Consider the following 17,143-nt stretch of genomic DNA (forward strand, 5'->3'; position numbering starts at 1 on the left):
CCCTTACATAGCCATCGGGCCCCGGTTCGGCTATGGATCGCGTTTGGATTGCGACGAAAAGGTTACTGAGGATCATGACCGACGAGAACACCCATTTCGGGTTTCAGTCCGTGCCCCTGGGCGAGAAGCAGGACCGCGTGAACGAGGTCTTCCGTTCGGTGGCGGGCCGCTACGACCTCATGAACGACCTCATGTCCGCAGGCCTTCACCGCCTCTGGAAGGATACCCTCGTGTCCACCCTCCGGCCGCCCCGCGACCGCGCCTTCCGTCACCTGGACGTGGCCGGCGGCACCGGGGACGTGGCCTTCCGCATCCTGGATGCCGGCGGAGCGCAGACCCACGTGACCGTGCTCGACATCAATGGCGAGATGCTGAAGGTCGGCGCCGAGCGGGCAGACCGCCGCTACGACGGCCGCGTCGACTTCGTCGAGGCCAATGCGGAAGAGCTGCCGCTCGAAGCCAGCACGTACGACGCCTACACCATCGCCTTCGGCATCCGGAACGTGCCGCGCATCGACTGCGCCCTACGCGAGGCGCATCGCGTGCTGAAGCCCGGCGGGCGTTTCCTCTGCCTCGAATTTTCCAAGGTCGACGTGCCGCTCCTCGACCGGATCTACGACGCCTATTCCTTCAACGTCATTCCGCGCATGGGCCAGATGGTGACGGGGGATGCGGAATCCTACCAGTACCTGGTGGAATCCATCCGCCGCTTTCCGCCGCCCGCCGCCTTCGCGCGCATGATCGAGGACGCGGGCTTCAGGCGCGTGACCTATCGCCAGCTCACCGCAGGCGTGGTGGCCATTCATTCCGGCTGGAAGATCTGACACGTGATCGGCAGCATCGTTCATCTCGCGCGAAATCTCCGCGCCGGCTTCATTCTCGCCCGCGAAGGCGCACTCGGGCTGTTCGATCCGAGCGCCCTGCCGCCGTCCGCTCGCCTCGCCTTGAAACTGGCGCGCACGATCGAGCGGCGGCAGGCGAAAGACGGTGCGGCGCGTCTGTCCAAGGCGCTCACGAGGCTCGGTCCGTCCTATGTGAAATTCGGCCAGTTCCTCGCGACGCGTCCCGATATCGTCGGCGCGGCGGCGGCGCGCGATCTCGAGCGGCTCCAGGACCGGATGCCGCCATTCCCGCGCGCGCAAGCGGTTGCCGTGATCGAGGCGGCGCTCGGACGGCCCATCGGCGACCTCTTTCTCGACTTCAGCGAGCCCCTGGCGGCCGCCTCCATCGCGCAGGTGCACAAGGCGCGCATCCGCACGCCGGAGGGTGAGGAGACGGTCGCCGTGAAGGTGGTGCGCCCGGGCGTGCGCGAACGCTTCGCCCGCGACCTTCAGGCCATGCGCGCGGCCGCCCGCCTCTTCGAGCGCGTGATGCCCGACGCACGCCGCCTGAAGCCCATGGAAGTGGTGGAGACGCTCGCCCGGTCGGTCTCTGTCGAGATGGATCTGCGGCTCGAGGCGGCCGCGGTTTCGGAGCTCGCCGAGAACACCAGGGACGATCCGGATTTCCGCGTGCCGAAGCCGGAATGGGATCTCACGGCCCGGGACGTGCTCACCACCACCTGGATCGACGGAATCCGCCTCAACGATATCGAAGGCATCGCGCGGGCGGGCTTCGACCGCGAGGCGCTCGCACAAACGGTGATCCAGTCCTTCCTGCGCCATGCCATCCGCGACGGCTATTTCCATGCGGACATGCATCCCGGCAATCTGTTCGTGGATGGGGAAGGGCGTCTCGTGGCCGTCGATTTCGGCATCATGGGGCGCCTCGGCATGAAGGAGCGGCGTTTCCTCGCCGAGATCCTCCTCGGCTTCATCCGCCGGGATTACCTGCGCGTGGCGCAGGTGCATTTCGAGGCGGGCTACGTGCCGCCGCACCATTCGGTGGAGGATTTCGCACAGGCGATCCGCGCCATCGGCGAGCCGATCCACGATCGGCGCGCGGACGAGATCTCCATGGCGAAGCTCCTGACGCTGCTCTTCGAGATCACGGCCCTGTTCGACATGGCCACCCGCACCGAACTCGTGATGCTGCAGAAGACCATGGTGGTGGTGGAGGGCGTTGCGCGCACGCTCGACCCCAAGCTCGACATGTGGACCGCCTCGGAGCCGGTGGTGCGCGAATGGATCGAGCGCCATCTCGGGCCCCTGGGCCGCGCCGAACAGGCGGGCCGCGGGCTGCTGACGCTCGCGGGGGTCATCGGCGACCTGCCGGACCTGGCCCTGCGCGCCGAGCGGGTTCTCAACCAGATGGAGGAGGTGACCGCCCGCGGCGTCGCCCTCAACCAGGACAGCGTCGCGGCCATCGGGCGCGCGGAGGCGCGGGGCAACCGCTGGGGCGTGGCGGCCTTGTGGATCATCGCCGTCGCGCTGATGATCATGTTGCTGAGAGGTTTCGCATGACGGCGCTTTCGGGCAAACGCATTCTCCTCGTGATTGGCGGCGGGATCGCGGCCTACAAATCGCTCGACCTGATCCGGCGCCTGCGCGAGCGCGGCGCGTCGGTGCGCTGCGTCCTCACCCAGGGCGCGCAGCACTTCATCACGCCGCTGGCGGCATCCGCCCTCACGGGGCAGCGCACGCATACGGATCTCTTCGACCGCGAGGACGAGGCCGATATCGGCCATATCAGGCTGGCGCGCGATGCGGACCTCGTCGTGGTCGCGCCCGCCACCGCCAATCTCATGGCGAAGATGGCGGGGGGGCATGCGGACGATCTGGCCTCGACCGTGCTGCTCGCCACCACGCTGCCCATCCTGATCGCGCCCGCCATGAACGTGCGCATGTGGCTGCATCCGGCGACGCAGCGCAATCTCAAGGCCCTGCAGGCCGACGGCGTCCATGCGGTCGGGCCGAACGAGGGCGCGATGGCGGAGGCCGAAACAGGCCCGGGCCGCATGGCCGAGCCGTTGGAGATCGCGGCCGCGGTGGAGCGCCTGCTGGCTCCCTCCGGAATGCTTGCGGGCAGGCATGTGATCGTGACCTCGGGCCCGACGCACGAGCCCATCGATCCGGTGCGCTACATCGCCAACCGCTCCTCGGGCAAGCAGGGGCATGCGATCGCGAAAGCGGCCCGCGAGGCGGGAGCGCGCGTCACGCTGATTTCCGGCCCCGTGGACCTGCCCGATCCCGCAGGCGTCCAGACGGTTCATGTGGAGAGCGCCCGCGAGATGCTGGAGGCGGTGCAGGCGGCGCTGCCGGCCGATATCGGCATCTTTGCGGCCGCCGTCGCCGATTGGCGCGTGGCCCAAGCGGGCGCGCAGAAGATCAAGAAGAAGGACGGCGCCCTACCGACCCTGTCCCTTGCCGAAAACCCCGATATTCTCGCGACCGTTTCGCACCTTACCACGGAGCGTCCCGCGCTCATGGTGGGCTTCGCCGCCGAGACCGAGAACGTCATCGAGCATGCCCGGCAGAAGCTCGCGAAGAAGGGCTGCGATCTCATTCTCGCCAATGACGTCTCGCCCGCCACGGGCGTGATGGGCGGCGAGAGCAACACGGTGCATCTCGTGACCCGATCCGGCGTCGAGACCTGGCCGACGCTCTCGAAGACCGCGGTTGCCGAGAGGCTCATCGCGCATGTGGGCGCATTGATCGGAGGCCGCAAACCATGACCCGTATGCTGCGCGTTCAGCGCCTGCCCCACGGCGCGGATCTGCCGCTGCCGCGCTATGAAACGTCGGGTGCCGCGGGCCTGGACCTCACCGCCGCCTGTCCGGCGGATGCGCCGATGGTGCTTGCGCCTCTTGAGCGCAAGCTCGTTCCCACCGGTCTCGTCATCCAGCTGGAGCAGGGGTTCGAGGCGCAGGTGCGCCCCCGTTCGGGTCTCGCCTTCAAGCACGGCGTCACGGTCCTCAACGCGCCGGGCACCATCGATGCGGATTATCGCGGCGAGGTGCAGGTGCTGCTCGTCAATCTGGGCGCGGAGCCCTTCACCATCACGCGCGGCATGCGGATCGCCCAGATGATCGTCGCGCCCGTCACCATGGTGGAGGTGGTCGAGGTTGCCGCCGTCGATCACACGGCGCGGGCCGCGGGCGGGTTCGGATCGACGGGATTGAACTGAAAGGCACGCGATGAACTTTCTCTCCCGCCGTTCCCTGCTCGCGATCGCGGCCGTCACGGATATCGCGCTCCATGCGCGCCCCATGCCGGTCTCCGCGAAGGCGCTCGCGGCGCGGCACAATCTGCCGCCGCGTTATCTGGAGCCCGTGCTGCAGGCTCTGGTCCGGCAGGGGATCCTGAAGGGCGTGCGCGGACCGCGCGGCGGCTACGAGCTCGCCCGCGAACGGCGCCGCATCACGGCCGGAGACGTGGTGCGGATCGCCATGGCGGCGCAGGATGACGAAGGCAATTCGCCGCTCCCGGAATCGCGGCTCGCGGAAGCGGTGGTGGCTCCCCTCGTGACGAAGGGGACGGATGCCTTTCTCGCCGAGCTCGACAAGGTGACGGTGGAGGACCTCTGCGCCAAGGCGCAGGCCGAATCGGTCGGCGAGCCGACGATTCCTGTCGATTTCACTATATAGTTTGTGAAATATAGCAATTATCGACACCTGTTGCGAAAAGGACTAGGATCCTCTCGTTCTCACGGAGGATTTTCATGGCTGACACCCTCGACGCCCCGGATTCCGGCACGAAGCCCGGCCGCGGCCGCATCTACGGCTCCATCACGGATACCATCGGCAACACCCCGCTCGTGCGCCTCAACCGGCTGCCGAGGGAACACGGGGTCGATGCGGAGATCCTCCTCAAGCTCGAGTTCTTCAACCCGATCTCCAGCGTGAAGGACCGTATCGGCGTCAACATGATCGATGCCCTGGAAGCGGCCGGCCGGATCCGGCCCGGTGCGACGCTGATCGAGCCCACCTCCGGCAATACCGGCATCGCGCTCGCCTTCGTGGCGGCCGCCCGGGGCTATCGTCTCATCCTCGTCATGCCCGAGACCATGTCGGTCGAGCGCCGCAAGATGCTGGCCTATCTCGGAGCCGAGCTCGAACTCACCCCCGGGCCGCAGGGGATGAAGGGCGCGATCGCCCGCGCCGAGGAGCTGCTCGAGCAGATTCCGGGCTCGGTCATTCCGCAGCAGTTCAAGAACCCGGCCAACCCGGAGATCCACCGCAGGACCACGGCCGAGGAAATCTGGAACGACACCAATGGCCAGTTCGACGTCTTCGTGGCGGGCGTCGGCACCGGCGGCACCATCACGGGCGTCGCCCAGGTCATCAAGCCGCGCCTTCCCGCCATGAAGGTCTTTGCCGTGGAGCCCGAGGATTCTCCGGTACTCTCCGGCGGCCAGCCCGGCCCGCACAAGATCCAGGGCATCGGCGCCGGCTTCGTGCCGGACGTGCTCGACCGCTCCCTCATCGACGGCGTGATCACCATCGGCAACCAGACGGCGTTCGACATGGCGCGTCAGCTCGCCAAGCTCGAGGGCATCCCGGGCGGCATCTCCACAGGCGCCAACGTGGCGGCGGCCCTGGAGATCGCGGCCCGTCCCGAGTTCAGCGGCAAGCGCATCGTCACGGTCGCGCCCTCCTTCGCCGAGCGCTATCTCTCGACGGCCCTGTTCGAGGGGCTGTGAGCTTCATCGCGTGAGGCCTGCAAAAGGACAGCTTTCGAGGGCGGCTTTCGAGCCGCCCTTTTTGTTGGGCGCCGCCCTTAAAGCTTGGCAAGAACTTCCCTCAACCCGCCGGGTTCTCCTGGAAGCACATGAATTCACCCATGTTTCCAGTCAAGTTTTTCAGGAGTTCATCATGGCGGAGCGCAAGGCGCCTCATTCATTGAAAGACCAGGACGCGGACCAGATCCGCAACGAGCAGCGCGGCGGCATCGACAGCCCCATCGACCCGAGCCGCGACGGCGGGCCCGAGGGCAACGCAACCCTTCGCCGCGTCTGGAGCGAGCCCGGCGGCGAGGCCTACAACTATCGCCAGGGCCAGACGGGTCAGACGAGCCAGGCCGGCATGGACGGTCATGATGAACTCACCGCCGCCGAGACGCCCGAGGCCACGAAGCACCTGAGCGATGCGACCCTGTCGCCCGAGGACAAGGATGCGACGGCGGAAGCCATCGAGCGTATGACCGCCGTTAACGGCAAGGACGAGGGCTGACAGGAGAGCGCCATGGGCAATGCAGGTTACGGCAATCACACCGAAGACACGAAGAACCATGTGGATCCCGAGCGGCCGGATCCGAATGCCGGGCGCGCCGGCTCGTCCGAGAACAAGCCCGGCGGCGCGCCTCCCGCGGCCGGGCCGCACAGCAAGCCGTCGCTGACGAATCCCGACTCGACGCCCGGTTCGGGCGCCCTGCCGGATGCTGGCGACCGTGACGCAACCGACACCACCAGTTCGTAGCAGGAACCGATCATGGTGCAGAACAAGAATTCCGAACCCCGCGTTCCCACCGAGCGGCCCGACCCCGAGGCGGCCGCCCGCAATCCGAGGCCCGACTCCCAGGACCGCCCCGGTTTCGATCTCGGCGGTTCGGTCGATGAAACCAATGCGACAGGTACGGGCTCGGGGGTCATTCCCGGTGGTCCGAAGGGCAGCACATCGAGCGGCACCGATGCCGGGGGCCGCGCAACCGGTCTCACCGATCCCAGCGGCTCACGGTCGCTGGGCGGCGAAGGCAATGCAGGTTCCGACGCCGGAGGAGGTCCGACGGACGGCTCCGGCGGTCCCACATAAGCGCAGCAGGATGGAAGAAATGGCTCAATCCGACGACAAGTCCAACCAGGCGACCGAGAAGGATATCAGCGCCCCGCGCCTGACGCCGCAGGGGCGCGAAAACCCCGATGCGGCCGGCGAGGATTCCACCAATCCCATGGGAGAGGGTGCGAAGAAGGGGCAGAGCGACAAGGCCGAAGGGTGATGATTCTGTTCCGGTGATCCCGCTCGCATGAGGCGAGCTGGCGCCCTGTCGACCGCAGCATGAAAAAGGCCGCCTCGAAGGGCGGCCTTTTTCGTCTCTTGCAGCAGATGCTTAAGCGCTCAGCGCTTCCTTCTGCTTCTCGGCGCGCTTGCGGTCGTTCGGGTCGAGGATCGCCTTGCGGATGCGGATCGACTTCGGCGTGACCTCCACGAGCTCGTCGTCCTCGATCCAGGCGAGCGAGCGCTCGAGGGTCATGCGGATCGGCGGCGTCAGGCGCACCGCCTCGTCCTTCGAGGTCGTGCGGATGTTGGTGAGCTTCTTGCCCTTGAGCACGTTCACCTCGAGGTCGTTCTCGCGGTTGTGCTCGCCCACGATCATGCCCTGATAGACCTTCCAGCCGGGCTCGATCATCATCGGACCGCGATCTTCCAGGTTCCACAGCGCGTAGGCCACCGCCTCGCCCGAGTCGTTGGAGATCAGCACGCCGTTGCGCCGTCCCGCGATCTCGCCCTTGTAGGGCTCGTAGGCGTGAAACAGGCGGTTCATGATGGCCGTGCCGCGCGTATCGGTCAGAAGCTCGCTCTGGTAGCCGATGAGGCCGCGGGTCGGGGCGTAGAACACGAGACGCTGGCGGTTGCCGCCGGAGGGACGCATCTCGACCATCTCGGCGCGGCGCTCGGACATCTTCTGCACCACGACGCCGGAGAACTCCTCGTCCACGTCGATCACCACCTCCTCGATGGGCTCGAGCAGACCGCCGTTCTCGTCCTTCTCGAACACCACGCGGGGACGGGAGACGGCGAGCTCGAAGCCCTCGCGGCGCATGGTCTCGATGAGGATCGCGAGCTGCAATTCGCCGCGGCCGGAGACGTAGAACGAATCCTTGTCGGCGGCTTCCTCGATCTTCAGCGTCACGTTGCCTTCCGCTTCCTTGAACAGGCGGTCGCGGATCATGCGGCTCGTCACCTTGTCGCCCTCGGTGCCCGCGAGCGGGCTGTCGTTGACGATGAAGGACATGGTCACGGTGGGCGGATCGATCGGCTGGGCCTGGATCGGGATGTCGTTCTCGGGCGCGCAGAAGGTATCGGCCACGGAGCCCTTCACGAGACCCGCGATGGACACGATGTCGCCGGCCTCGCCCACGTCGATGGGCTGGCGCTCCAGACCGCGGAAGGCCAGGATCTTGGACACGCGGCCGGTTTCCACCACGTTGCCCTCGCGGTCGAGCACCTTGATCGACTGGTTCGGCCTCACCGTGCCGGAGCTGATGCGGCCCGTGACGATCCGGCCCAGGAAGGGGTTGGATTCGAGCAGCGTGCCGAGCATGCGGAACGGGCCTTCCTCGGTCTTGGCCGGGGGCACGTGCTCGAGCACGAGGTCGAAGAGCGGGGCGAGGCCCTCGTCGCTCGGTCCTTCCGGCGACTTCGCCATCCAGCCGTTGCGGCCCGATCCGTAGAGGATCGGGAAGTCGAGCTGCTCGTCGGTGGCGTCGAGCGCCGCGAAGAGGTCGAAGACCTCGTTGATGACCTCCTGGTGGCGGGCGTCCGGACGGTCGATCTTGTTGATCGCCACAATGGGGCGCAGGCCGATCTTGAGCGCCTTGGAGACCACGAACTTGGTCTGCGGCATCGGGCCTTCCGCAGCGTCAACAAGCACGATGGCGCCGTCCACCATGCTCAGGATTCGCTCCACCTCGCCGCCGAAATCGGCGTGGCCGGGGGTGTCGACGATGTTGATGCGGGTGTCCTTCCAGACCACCGAGGTGGCCTTGGCCAGGATGGTGATGCCGCGCTCCTTCTCGAGGTCGTTGGAATCCATCGCGCGCTCTTCGACGCGCTGGTTCTCGCGGAAGGCGCCGGACTGCTGGAGCAGCTTGTCGACGAGGGTGGTCTTGCCATGGTCGACGTGTGCGATGATGGCGATATTGCGCAGCTTCATGAAGGTTGGTCTTTCAAAGCAAAGCGGCCCGGCTCGCGGCAAGCGTTGCCGCGCCCCTGGCTCGAACCGGGCGGAAATCTGATGAGGTGCAATATAATGATTACTCTGCGGCGGCAATAGGGCGACCCGGCCCGATCGGCCCGAGGCGGTCGAAAAAACCCTGCTGCCGGATAGAGGTCGGGCCAGACTCGCAGGGATAGGATCTCCGGATCCGGAGCCGCCGGTCCGGCCGACGCCCCGTCCGCCCGCCCCAGGGCGGCCGTTTCGACCGTCGGCCGGACGAGACTGTGAGGAAGGTCACAGACCCTCGCCCGTGAGGGGATCATGGTGAGGGCGTTCTTCAGCAGGAATGGACCCGCGCAGGCTCTCGGACCGCTGTTGCCTGCCGTCCGTTCGGTTGAACCGGGAGGGCCTCTCATGACGATTCATTCGACGAAGCGCCTGCGCCTGACATCATCCGCTCACCTCATGACGGGCGCAGCCACCGCCCTTGTTCTGGCGACCTCCGCCGCCGCCTGTCCGCTCGGCGACCACAACAGCCCGCGCGTGAAGCTTCTCCACGGGCTGAGCCATGCTCCGGCCGCGCGGATGACGGTGGCGCAGGCCGATCACACGTCCCATCCCCAGCCGCCCGCGCGCAACGAGTTGGGAGCCTACAGCCGCGATCTGCCCAAAGGCGCGGCGGCTCCGCGCGCCGAGGAGAGGCCGCCCCTCTACGAGAACCTCGGGCGGTTCGCCTGGGCGCGAGTCGGTCCCTCGACGCAGGAGGCCCGCGCCTATTTCGACCAGGGCTATCGCCTCGGCTGGGGCTTCAACCACGCCGAAGCGGCCCGCGCCTTCCGGGCGGCGCAGGATCTCGATCCGACCTGCGCCATGTGCCTCTGGGGCGAGGCATGGGTGCTGGGTCCCCATATCAACTACCCGATGGAGGCGGCTGCCAACGCCCGGGCGCTTGCGGCGCTCGATCAGGCCAGGCGCGTTGCCCCCGCCGGCGGGCTCGAGGCTGCTCTCGTCGAGGCCCTCGCGCAGCGCCATTCGCCCGATCCGCAGGCCGACCGCAAGACGCTGAACGAGGCCTATGCGGACGCCATGGAGGCCGTGCAGGCCCGCTTCCCGGACGATCCCCATGTCGCCCTTCTGACCGCCGACGCGCTCATGAATCTCAGCCCCTGGGATTACTGGGCGGATGGCGGCAAGACCCCGAAAGGCCGGACCGCCCGGATGGTCGAGCTCATCGAGGGCGTCCTCGGGGACCGGCAGGTGGGATCGCTCGAGGCGGCGCCCGACCATCCCGGGGCCGTCCATCTCTACATCCATGCCGTCGAGGCTTCGGACCGGCCGGAACGCGCGGCGCCGCATGCGGCGCGCCTGGCGGCGCTGATGCCGGGAGCCGGGCATCTGGTGCATATGCCGAGCCATATCTGGTACCGCCTCGGGCGCTGGCGCGAGAGCCTGGACGCCAACGTGCAGGCGGCCGCCGCCGACGAGGCGCTGATCAGGCAGGGCGGCGCGAGCCTGCTCTACGCGGAGGGCTACCACGCCCACAATGTCCATTTCGTGCTGGTCTCGGCCCTCATGGGCGGCGATGGAAGCACCACCATCGCGGCGGCGGAGAAGCTCGGTGACCTCGTGTCGAGCCGGGCGCAGCGCGAGGTCCCCTGGACCCAGCCGATCGCCGCGGCCCGCTACTCGGCCCATGCGCATTTCTCCGCGCCCGAGACGGTCCTGGCCCTGCCGGCGCCGGACGCGAACTTCCCCTTCGTGGTCTCCCGATGGCACTACGCCCGCGGCGTCGCCCTGGCGCGGCTGGGGCGGCACGACGAGGCGCGCGCCGAAGCAGCGGCCATCACGGCTCTGGCGAACACGCCGGAGATCGCGGAATTGCCCAAGCTCGGCGTGCCGGGTCCAGCCGTGCTGGCCATCGAGGCGAAGGTGATAGAGGGGCGCATCGCCCAGGCCGGGGGCGACCACGGGAGGGCCGCCGCGCAATTCGCCGAAGCCGCCGAGATCCAGAATGGACTGCCCTACATGGAGCCGCCCTTCTGGTATTACCCGGTGCACCAGTCGCTCGGCGCCGCCCTGCTGCAGCAGGGCAAGCCCGAGGAGGCGCAGGCCGCCTTCCGGGAGGCGATCCGGCAGGCGCCCAACAACGGCTGGGCCGCCGCCGGCCTGCTCCGGGCCGCCGAGGCGCGGGGCGACGCCGCGGGAGCCGGGGAGGCGAAGGCGCTCATGACCAAGAACTGGTTCGGCGGAGGCGATCCGTCCCTCGACCGGCTCTGATCGTCGGACCGGCGCGGACGGGGGCCCGGTGCAGGTTCGCCGATCTCCATTTCCTACCCTCGTCGTCATCCCCGGGCTTGTCCCGGGGATCCCCGTCTTCAACCCGCTGAGGTTCTCAAGACGTGGATGGCCGGGACTGATCCCCGGATCAAGTCAGGGGACGGCCATGACGGGAGGGGTGTGAGGAGGGAGGGGGCGCGCTGACGGCTCTCACACCCGCTCGAGCCGGCGGTGAGGCTCGGGCGGCAGAACCACGGCGATCGGATCTCCCGGGTGCACGTCTCCGCCCGTCACGACGATGCCCATGACGCCCGCCTTGCGGACAACCTGTCCCCCGCCGTCGCGGTCGAGCACGGCGCTCATCAGGCCCCTCCGGAAGCGGTCGAGCTGGACGCAAGGGTTGCGCAGGCCGGTCAGTTCCACCACGGCGGAGGCGCCGAGATGCAGGCGCGTGCTCACGGGAAGGGCGAGCAGGTCGATGCCCCGGGTGGTGACGTTCTCGCCCATGTCTCCCGGGGCGACGGAAAAGCCCTTCGCCGCAAGCTCGTCGAACAATTCCCCCTGGATGAGGTGAATCTGGCGCAGGTTTGCTTGCGTGGGATCGATTTTGACGCGGGAGCGGTGCTTGACCGTTGCTCCCGCATGAGCGTCGCCCTCGATCCCAAGTCCTGCGACTAGCCGGATGCTCAAGCGGTTCGACTTGCTGAACGAATGCGTCGGGCTCCGGCTGACGGCGGCGACCGACGCATCCATGGCCTTACAGTCCCAGCTTCTTCTTGCGCTGGGCGAGCGTGCGCAGGCGCAGGGCGTTGAGCTTGATGAAGCCGGCGGCGTCGCGGTGGTCATAAGCCACGGCGCCTTCCTCGAAGGTCACGAGGTCCTGGTCGTAGAGCGTGTAGGGGCTCTGGCGGCCGATCAGGTGGACGCCGCCTTTGTAGAGCTTCAGCTTCACCTCGCCGGTGACGAATTCCTGGCTCTTGTCGATCATCGCCTGGAGCATCTCGCGCTCCGGCGAGAACCAGAAGCCGTTGTAGATGAGCTCCGCGTATTTCGGCATCAGCTCGTCCTTCAGATGGGCCGCGCCGCGGTCCAGCGTGATCGACTCGATGCCGCGATGGGCGAGGTGGAGGATCGTGCCGCCGGGGGTCTCGTACATGCCGCGGCTCTTCATGCCGACGAAGCGGTTCTCGACGAGGTCGAGACGGCCGATGCCGTTGAGGCGTCCGAGCTCGTTGAGCTTCGCGAGAAGATCGGCCGGACCCATCTTCTGGCCGTCGATGGCGACCGGGTCGCCCTTCTCGAACTCGATCGCGATCACGGTCGGCGTGCCGGGGGCGGATTCGGGATCGTTGGTGCGCGAATAGACGTAATCCGGCACTTCCATGGCCGGGTCTTCCAGCACCTTGCCCTCGGAGGAGGCGTGCAGGAGGTTGGCGTCGACGGAGAACGGAGCCTCGCCGCGCTTGTCCTTGGCGATCGGGATCTGATGGGCCTCGGCGAAGGCGATGAGCTGCTCGCGGGAGCGCAGGTCCCATTCGCGCCAGGGGGCGATCACGGTGACGTCGGGCTTGAGGGCGTAATAGCCGAGCTCGAAGCGCACCTGGTCGTTGCCCTTGCCGGTCGCGCCGTGCGCCACCGCGTCGGCGCCCACCTTCTCGGCGATCTCGATCTGCTTCTTGGCGATCAGCGGGCGGGCGATGGAGGTGCCGAGCAGGTAGAGGCCCTCGTACTGGGCGTTCGCCCGGAACATCGGGAACACGTAGTCGCGCACGAACTCGTCGCGCAGGTCCTCGATGAAGATGTTCTCCGGCTTGATGCCGAGCAGCTCCGCCTTCTTGCGGGCGGGCTCCAGTTCCTCGCCCTGGCCGAGATCGGCCGTAAAGGTCACCACCTCGCAGCCATAGGTGGTCTGCAGCCACTTGAGGATGATGGAGGTGTCGAGGCCGCCGGAATAGGCGAGCACGACCTTGTTCACGCGCGTCGAAGCCATGGTCGAGGTTCCAGAGTGAAAGGACGTCCGCGACTTAGAACATCGGGCCTCAAAGGGGAAGCCACTTTCGGGCAGAGACTCGGTTTGAGGCCCGGTGTCATCCTTAGCCCCGCCTCTGTCGTCCCCGGCGCGCCGTAGGCGCGGGAAGGGGTTCCATAGCGGAGTACTTGTGAGTGGATTCCCTTCCCCTTCGCTTCGCTCCGGCCGGGATAGGCCTGGCCATGACACAGCTGGTCCGCGACCATGCCCTGTCATCCTCGCGCCGCGCAGCGGGAACGGGCGGCGGCGATATGCTTCTCCCGCATCCCTGGCCGCAACGGCAGGACCTGCCCAGGGAACGGGGAATGCTTTAGCCCTTTGTCCGACGATGAAGGAGGAGCGCCCATGATCCGCCGTCCGATGTTCGAGTTCTGGTACGAGTTCGCCTCCACCTATTCCTACCTCGCCGCCATGCGCATAGAGCAGGCCGCCGAGGCGGCGGGCGTGGAGCTCGTATGGCGGCCGTTCCTGCTGGGCCCGGTCTTCAAGGCGCAAGGGTGGGACACGTCGCCGTTCAACGTGTATCCGACGAAGGGCCGCTACATGTGGCGGGACATGGAACGGGAGGCCGCGCGCCTCGGTCTGCCGCTCTGCAAGCCCAATCCCTTTCCGCAGAACACGCTCCTGGCCGCCCGCATCGCCCTCGCCGGGCTGGACAAGGGTTGGACGCCGGTCTTCACCAAAGCCGTCTATAGGGCCGAATTCGGCGAGGGACGGGACGTGTCCGACCCGCAGGTCCTGTCCGGCATCCTGTCCGGCCTCGGGCTCGATCCGGAGGAGGTGATCGCCGAGGCCCGCTCCGAGATCAACAAAACCCGCCTGCGCCGCCTGAACGACGAGGCCCTGTCCCGTGGCGTCTTCGGCGCGCCCTCCTTCTTCGCCGAGGACGGCGAGATGTTCTGGGGCAACGACCGGCTGGAACAGGCCTTGGACTGGGCCGTCACCCAGGCCCGGCGCTCCGAGGTTCCGCTCTGAGGCGCAGGGATGTTTGACGCAGCGTTGTGCCGGGCTTATGTCCCCGGCAAATCATAATGCTGCAGTGGAACGCCAACGCTGCTGCTCCTTCTCCCGAAAATTCAGCCTCTTCTCAGGCCATGCGCTCTCCCGGCGCGGGGAGCGCATGCATTCTTCGAAAGAATTACCTGATGCTTATGGAAAACAGCCTCGCCGACCGCAGGCACCGCCTGAAATCGATTCTCGGCGGCTCGGCGGGCAACATGGTCGAATGGTATGATTGGTACGTCTATTCGGCCTTCACCCTCTACTTCGCTCCGATCTTCTTCCCCAAGGGCGACCAGACTGCCCAGCTTCTGAACGCCGCGGCCGTTTTCGCCGTGGGCTTCCTCATGCGCCCCATCGGCGCCTGGATCATGGGGATCTACGCGGACCGGAAGGGCCGCAAGGCGGGCCTCACCCTGTCGGTGACGCTCATGTGCCTGGGCTCCCTGATGATCGCGGTCACGCCCGGCTACGACACGATCGGCACGCTCGCTCCCGTGATCCTCGTCTTCGCCCGCCTGCTCCAGGGCATCAGCGTGGGCGGCGAATACGGCGCCAGCGCCACCTATCTGAGCGAGATGGCCGGCAAGAGCCGCCGCGGCTTCTTCTCGAGCTTCCAGTATGTCACGCTGATCTCGGGCCAGCTGCTGGCCCTGGGCGTGCTGCTGATCCTGCAGCTGTTCATGAGCGAGCAGGAGATCGAGACCTGGGGCTGGCGGATCCCGTTCTTCATCGGCGGCATCCTGGCGGTGCTGGTGTTCTACCTGCGCCGTGGTCTCGCGGAGACGCAGTCCTACAAGAACGCGCAGGGCACCAAGGAGCCCCGCTCCAGCGGCATGACGCTCTTCGTCAAATATCCGCGCGAGGCCTTCACGGTGCTGGCCCTGACGGCGGGCGGCACGCTCGCCTTCTACGCCTACACCACCTACCTGCAGAAGTTCCTGGTCAACACCTCGGGCTTCTCCCGCGAGACCGCGAGCCAGATCACGGCGGCGGCCCTGTTCGTGTTCATGCTGCTGCAGCCGGTGGCGGGCTCCCTGTCGGACCGGGTCGGGCGCAAGCCGCTGATGGTCGGCTTCGGTATTCTCGGCGTGATGTTCACCTACCTGATCTTCTCGACCCTCGCCGGGACCAGCAATCCCTACACGGCGTTCGCCCTGTGCCTGGGCGCCCTTGTGATCGTCACCGGCTACACCTCCATCAACGCGGTGGTGAAGGCCGAGATGTTCCCGGCGCATATCCGGGCCCTCGGCGTGGCTCTGCCCTATGCCTTGGCTAACACGATCTTCGGCGGCACGGCCGAATATGTGGCGCTCTGGTTGAAGCAGGCGGGCGTCGAGTACGGCTTCTTCATCTATGTGACGGTCATGATCGGCCTGTCCCTCATCGTCTATCTGCGCATGAAGGACACCCGCGATCACAGCCTGATCCACGAGGACTAGCTCTCTGCATTCCTCATCACGTCCCTTCCGCGGCTTCGGCCGCGGAAGGCCCCGCCGGGACTGAACGGGACCGTCCGGCGCGGGCTCTCAAGCGCGGGAGGGGTGGGTGAGACGTTCCACATCCGCCCTCGACAGGCCCAGATCGGCCAAGCCCGCGTCATCGAGGCGGTAGATCGCGCGGCGGCTCGCCCGGTCGTCGAGCCATGCCTCCACGGTCAGGAGGAGCCTCATCCAGTCGATCCGGGTTGAGGGCCGGACGGAGTACATCGCAAGATTTTCTACGGAAAGGGCGGCGGCCATGACGGGCTCCTCGGAAGCAAGTTTTTCTAGGTGTAAATCTGCTCCTGTTCTATGCTGGTTTCAAACGAGAACTCCTTGCGTTATGCCCAAGCCCTGCTTGGGCATAACCGTGAAGATGAACCTTGAGCCGCCATGTCCCGCCGTCGTCTCCCGCCCCTCAACGCCGTTCGCGCCTTCGAAGCCGCAGCCCGTCACCTGAGCTTCGAGAGAGCGGGCGACGAGATCGCCGTCACCGCGAGCGCGGTGGGGCAGCAGATCAAGGCGCTCGAAGCCTGGCTGGGACGCCCGCTGTTCACGCGCCTGCCCAGCAAGGGCGTTGCGCTGACGGCCCTGGGGGAGCGCTACGCGGCCTCCGTCACCGAGGCCCTGGACATCCTGCACGAGGCCACCGCCCGGGCCCTCAAGCCCGACGCGTCCCAGGTGCTGACGGTGAGCACCATCCCGAGCTTCGCGTCCGCCTGGCTGATCCCCCGCCTCGGCTCTCTCAGGCGACGCCACCCCGGCCTGGAGATCCGGGTGTCCGTCTCCATGACCAGCACCGACTTCGCCCGGGAGGACGTGGACGTGGCGATCCGTTTCGGAAAGGGCGTCTATCCCGGCCTTCGGACCGACCTTCTGATGGAGGAAACCTTCTTTCCGGTCTGCAGCGCGGATCTGCTCAACGATCCGGAGCACCCCCTGCGGGAGCCCGCGGATCTCCTGCACCACACCCTGCTGCACGAGATCGCCGAAATTCCCGATTACGTGACCTGGTCGCACTGGCTGGCCGCCGTCGGCATCAAGGGGGGAGACGCCACCCATGGGCCGAGCTTCTCGCACACCTTCCTGGCGCTCCAGGCCGCCGCGGCCGGGCAGGGCGTGGCCCTGGCCACCAACGTGCTGATCGGCGACTACCTGGAGGCGGGGCGGCTCGTGCGGCCCTTCCCGCAGGAGGTGAGGGGGATTAACCAATATTACGTGGTCTGCCCGGAGGCGACGGCCGACCGGCCCGAGATCGCGGCCTTCCGGGCGTGGCTGCTGGACGAGGCCGCTCAGCAGTTCGCCAAGGCCGGCCCTTGAGCGGGTCAAATCCTCGAAAGCCTTGTGATCCAAGGCTATTTGGGATAAAGGAACGCCCATCCGACAGACATGAACGGTGGGCCGAGGCCGGGGACGCGTGATGCGCGCCCCCTCGGGCGATCCGCTAAAGTCTTGACGATGAATGCGTTTCTGTTCGTCGGCGATACGCCGGCCCGCTTCTCGAAGAGAGCGGCATGCCCGGAACATGGCCCTGGAGGGGCGTT

General features: G+C 67.2%; 19 protein-coding genes. 15 read left to right on the forward strand and 4 right to left on the reverse strand.

Going from position 1 to position 17,143, the window contains the following annotated elements:
- Positions 1 to 74 precede the first annotated feature (74 nt).
- The 10 genes from ubiE (at position 75) to E4K09_RS29155 (ending at position 6,872) form a co-directional block, all read left to right on the forward strand.
- Entirely contained in the window at positions 75 to 824 is a 750-nt protein-coding gene (ubiE, locus tag E4K09_RS15675) for a bifunctional demethylmenaquinone methyltransferase/2-methoxy-6-polyprenyl-1,4-benzoquinol methylase UbiE (RefSeq protein WP_134498555.1), read from the forward strand.
- Positions 825 to 827: 3 nt separating this feature from the next.
- Complete coding sequence (gene ubiB / locus E4K09_RS15680; RefSeq protein WP_134498557.1) at positions 828 to 2,402, forward strand: 2-polyprenylphenol 6-hydroxylase; 1,575 nt, start codon at positions 828 to 830, stop codon at positions 2,400 to 2,402.
- Positions 2,399 to 3,613 (forward strand): bifunctional phosphopantothenoylcysteine decarboxylase/phosphopantothenate--cysteine ligase CoaBC, encoded by a 1,215-nt coding sequence (gene coaBC, locus E4K09_RS15685; RefSeq protein WP_134498559.1) that lies wholly within the window; start codon positions 2,399 to 2,401, stop codon positions 3,611 to 3,613. Before ubiB ends, coaBC begins: the two co-directional genes overlap by 4 nt.
- Positions 3,610 to 4,065 (forward strand): dUTP diphosphatase, encoded by a 456-nt coding sequence (gene dut / locus E4K09_RS15690; protein WP_134498561.1) that lies wholly within the window; start codon positions 3,610 to 3,612, stop codon positions 4,063 to 4,065. Before coaBC ends, dut begins: the two co-directional genes overlap by 4 nt.
- Positions 4,066 to 4,075: 10 nt before the next feature.
- Positions 4,076 to 4,525 (forward strand): RrF2 family transcriptional regulator, encoded by a 450-nt coding sequence (locus E4K09_RS15695; RefSeq protein WP_134498563.1) that lies wholly within the window; start codon positions 4,076 to 4,078, stop codon positions 4,523 to 4,525.
- 74 nt (positions 4,526 to 4,599) lie between these two features.
- Positions 4,600 to 5,580, forward strand: coding sequence for a cysteine synthase A (gene cysK, locus E4K09_RS15700; RefSeq protein ID WP_134498565.1), 981 nt, complete (start codon positions 4,600 to 4,602; stop codon positions 5,578 to 5,580).
- A gap of 172 nt (positions 5,581 to 5,752) precedes the next feature.
- Positions 5,753 to 6,109, forward strand: a complete 357-nt coding sequence (locus E4K09_RS15705; RefSeq protein ID WP_134498567.1) for a hypothetical protein — start codon at positions 5,753 to 5,755, stop codon at positions 6,107 to 6,109.
- A gap of 12 nt (positions 6,110 to 6,121) precedes the next feature.
- Entirely contained in the window at positions 6,122 to 6,355 is a 234-nt protein-coding gene (locus tag E4K09_RS15710; RefSeq protein WP_244610519.1) for a hypothetical protein, read from the forward strand.
- Positions 6,356 to 6,367: 12 nt separating this feature from the next.
- On the forward strand, positions 6,368 to 6,688 hold the full coding sequence (locus tag E4K09_RS15715; RefSeq protein WP_134498569.1) for a hypothetical protein: 321 nt from the start codon (positions 6,368 to 6,370) through the stop codon (positions 6,686 to 6,688).
- A gap of 19 nt (positions 6,689 to 6,707) precedes the next feature.
- Positions 6,708 to 6,872, forward strand: a complete 165-nt coding sequence (locus E4K09_RS29155; RefSeq protein WP_166802347.1) for a hypothetical protein — start codon at positions 6,708 to 6,710, stop codon at positions 6,870 to 6,872.
- 111 nt (positions 6,873 to 6,983) lie between these two features.
- Here the strand turns inward: E4K09_RS29155 and typA are convergent, their stop codons facing one another.
- On the reverse strand, positions 6,984 to 8,810 hold the full coding sequence (typA, locus tag E4K09_RS15720; protein ID WP_134498571.1) for a translational GTPase TypA: 1,827 nt from the start codon (positions 8,808 to 8,810) through the stop codon (positions 6,984 to 6,986).
- A 417-nt stretch (positions 8,811 to 9,227) separates the two neighbouring features.
- Between typA and E4K09_RS15725 the strand changes: the two genes are divergently transcribed.
- Positions 9,228 to 11,090 (forward strand): tetratricopeptide repeat protein, encoded by a 1,863-nt coding sequence (locus E4K09_RS15725; protein ID WP_134498573.1) that lies wholly within the window; start codon positions 9,228 to 9,230, stop codon positions 11,088 to 11,090.
- Between the two features lie 210 nt (positions 11,091 to 11,300).
- Here the strand turns inward: E4K09_RS15725 and E4K09_RS15730 are convergent, their stop codons facing one another.
- Positions 11,301 to 11,843 carry an MOSC domain-containing protein gene (locus E4K09_RS15730; protein WP_134498575.1) on the reverse strand — a complete coding sequence of 181 codons (543 nt, stop codon included), beginning with the start codon at positions 11,841 to 11,843 and terminating at the stop codon, positions 11,301 to 11,303.
- 4 nt (positions 11,844 to 11,847) lie between these two features.
- Complete coding sequence (locus E4K09_RS15735; protein WP_134498577.1) at positions 11,848 to 13,080, reverse strand: argininosuccinate synthase; 1,233 nt, start codon at positions 13,078 to 13,080, stop codon at positions 11,848 to 11,850.
- A 221-nt stretch (positions 13,081 to 13,301) separates the two neighbouring features.
- On the opposite strand from E4K09_RS15735, the gene E4K09_RS30680 reads away from it, so the two are divergent.
- The 3 genes from E4K09_RS30680 to E4K09_RS15745 all read left to right on the forward strand — a co-directional run bounded on the left by E4K09_RS30680 (position 13,302) and on the right by E4K09_RS15745 (position 15,560).
- A complete protein-coding gene (locus tag E4K09_RS30680; protein ID WP_280177468.1) occupies positions 13,302 to 13,433 on the forward strand; it encodes a hypothetical protein in 132 nt (43 codons plus the stop codon).
- 31 nt (positions 13,434 to 13,464) lie between these two features.
- On the forward strand, positions 13,465 to 14,094 hold the full coding sequence (locus E4K09_RS15740; RefSeq protein WP_134498579.1) for a 2-hydroxychromene-2-carboxylate isomerase: 630 nt from the start codon (positions 13,465 to 13,467) through the stop codon (positions 14,092 to 14,094).
- Between the two features lie 170 nt (positions 14,095 to 14,264).
- Positions 14,265 to 15,560 (forward strand): MFS transporter, encoded by a 1,296-nt coding sequence (locus tag E4K09_RS15745; protein WP_134498581.1) that lies wholly within the window; start codon positions 14,265 to 14,267, stop codon positions 15,558 to 15,560.
- An 87-nt stretch (positions 15,561 to 15,647) separates the two neighbouring features.
- Here the strand turns inward: E4K09_RS15745 and E4K09_RS15750 are convergent, their stop codons facing one another.
- A complete protein-coding gene (locus tag E4K09_RS15750; protein WP_134498583.1) occupies positions 15,648 to 15,860 on the reverse strand; it encodes a DUF1127 domain-containing protein in 213 nt (70 codons plus the stop codon).
- Positions 15,861 to 15,992: 132 nt separating this feature from the next.
- On the opposite strand from E4K09_RS15750, the gene gcvA reads away from it, so the two are divergent.
- The gene (gene gcvA / locus E4K09_RS15755; RefSeq protein ID WP_134498585.1) at positions 15,993 to 16,919 is read left to right on the forward strand and encodes a transcriptional regulator GcvA; all 927 of its coding nucleotides are present in this window, start codon (positions 15,993 to 15,995) and stop codon (positions 16,917 to 16,919) included.
- Positions 16,920 to 17,143 lie beyond the last annotated feature (224 nt).

It is taken from the genome of Microvirga pakistanensis, assembly GCF_004458765.1.
Classification (GTDB): domain Bacteria; phylum Pseudomonadota; class Alphaproteobacteria; order Rhizobiales; family Beijerinckiaceae; genus Microvirga; species Microvirga pakistanensis.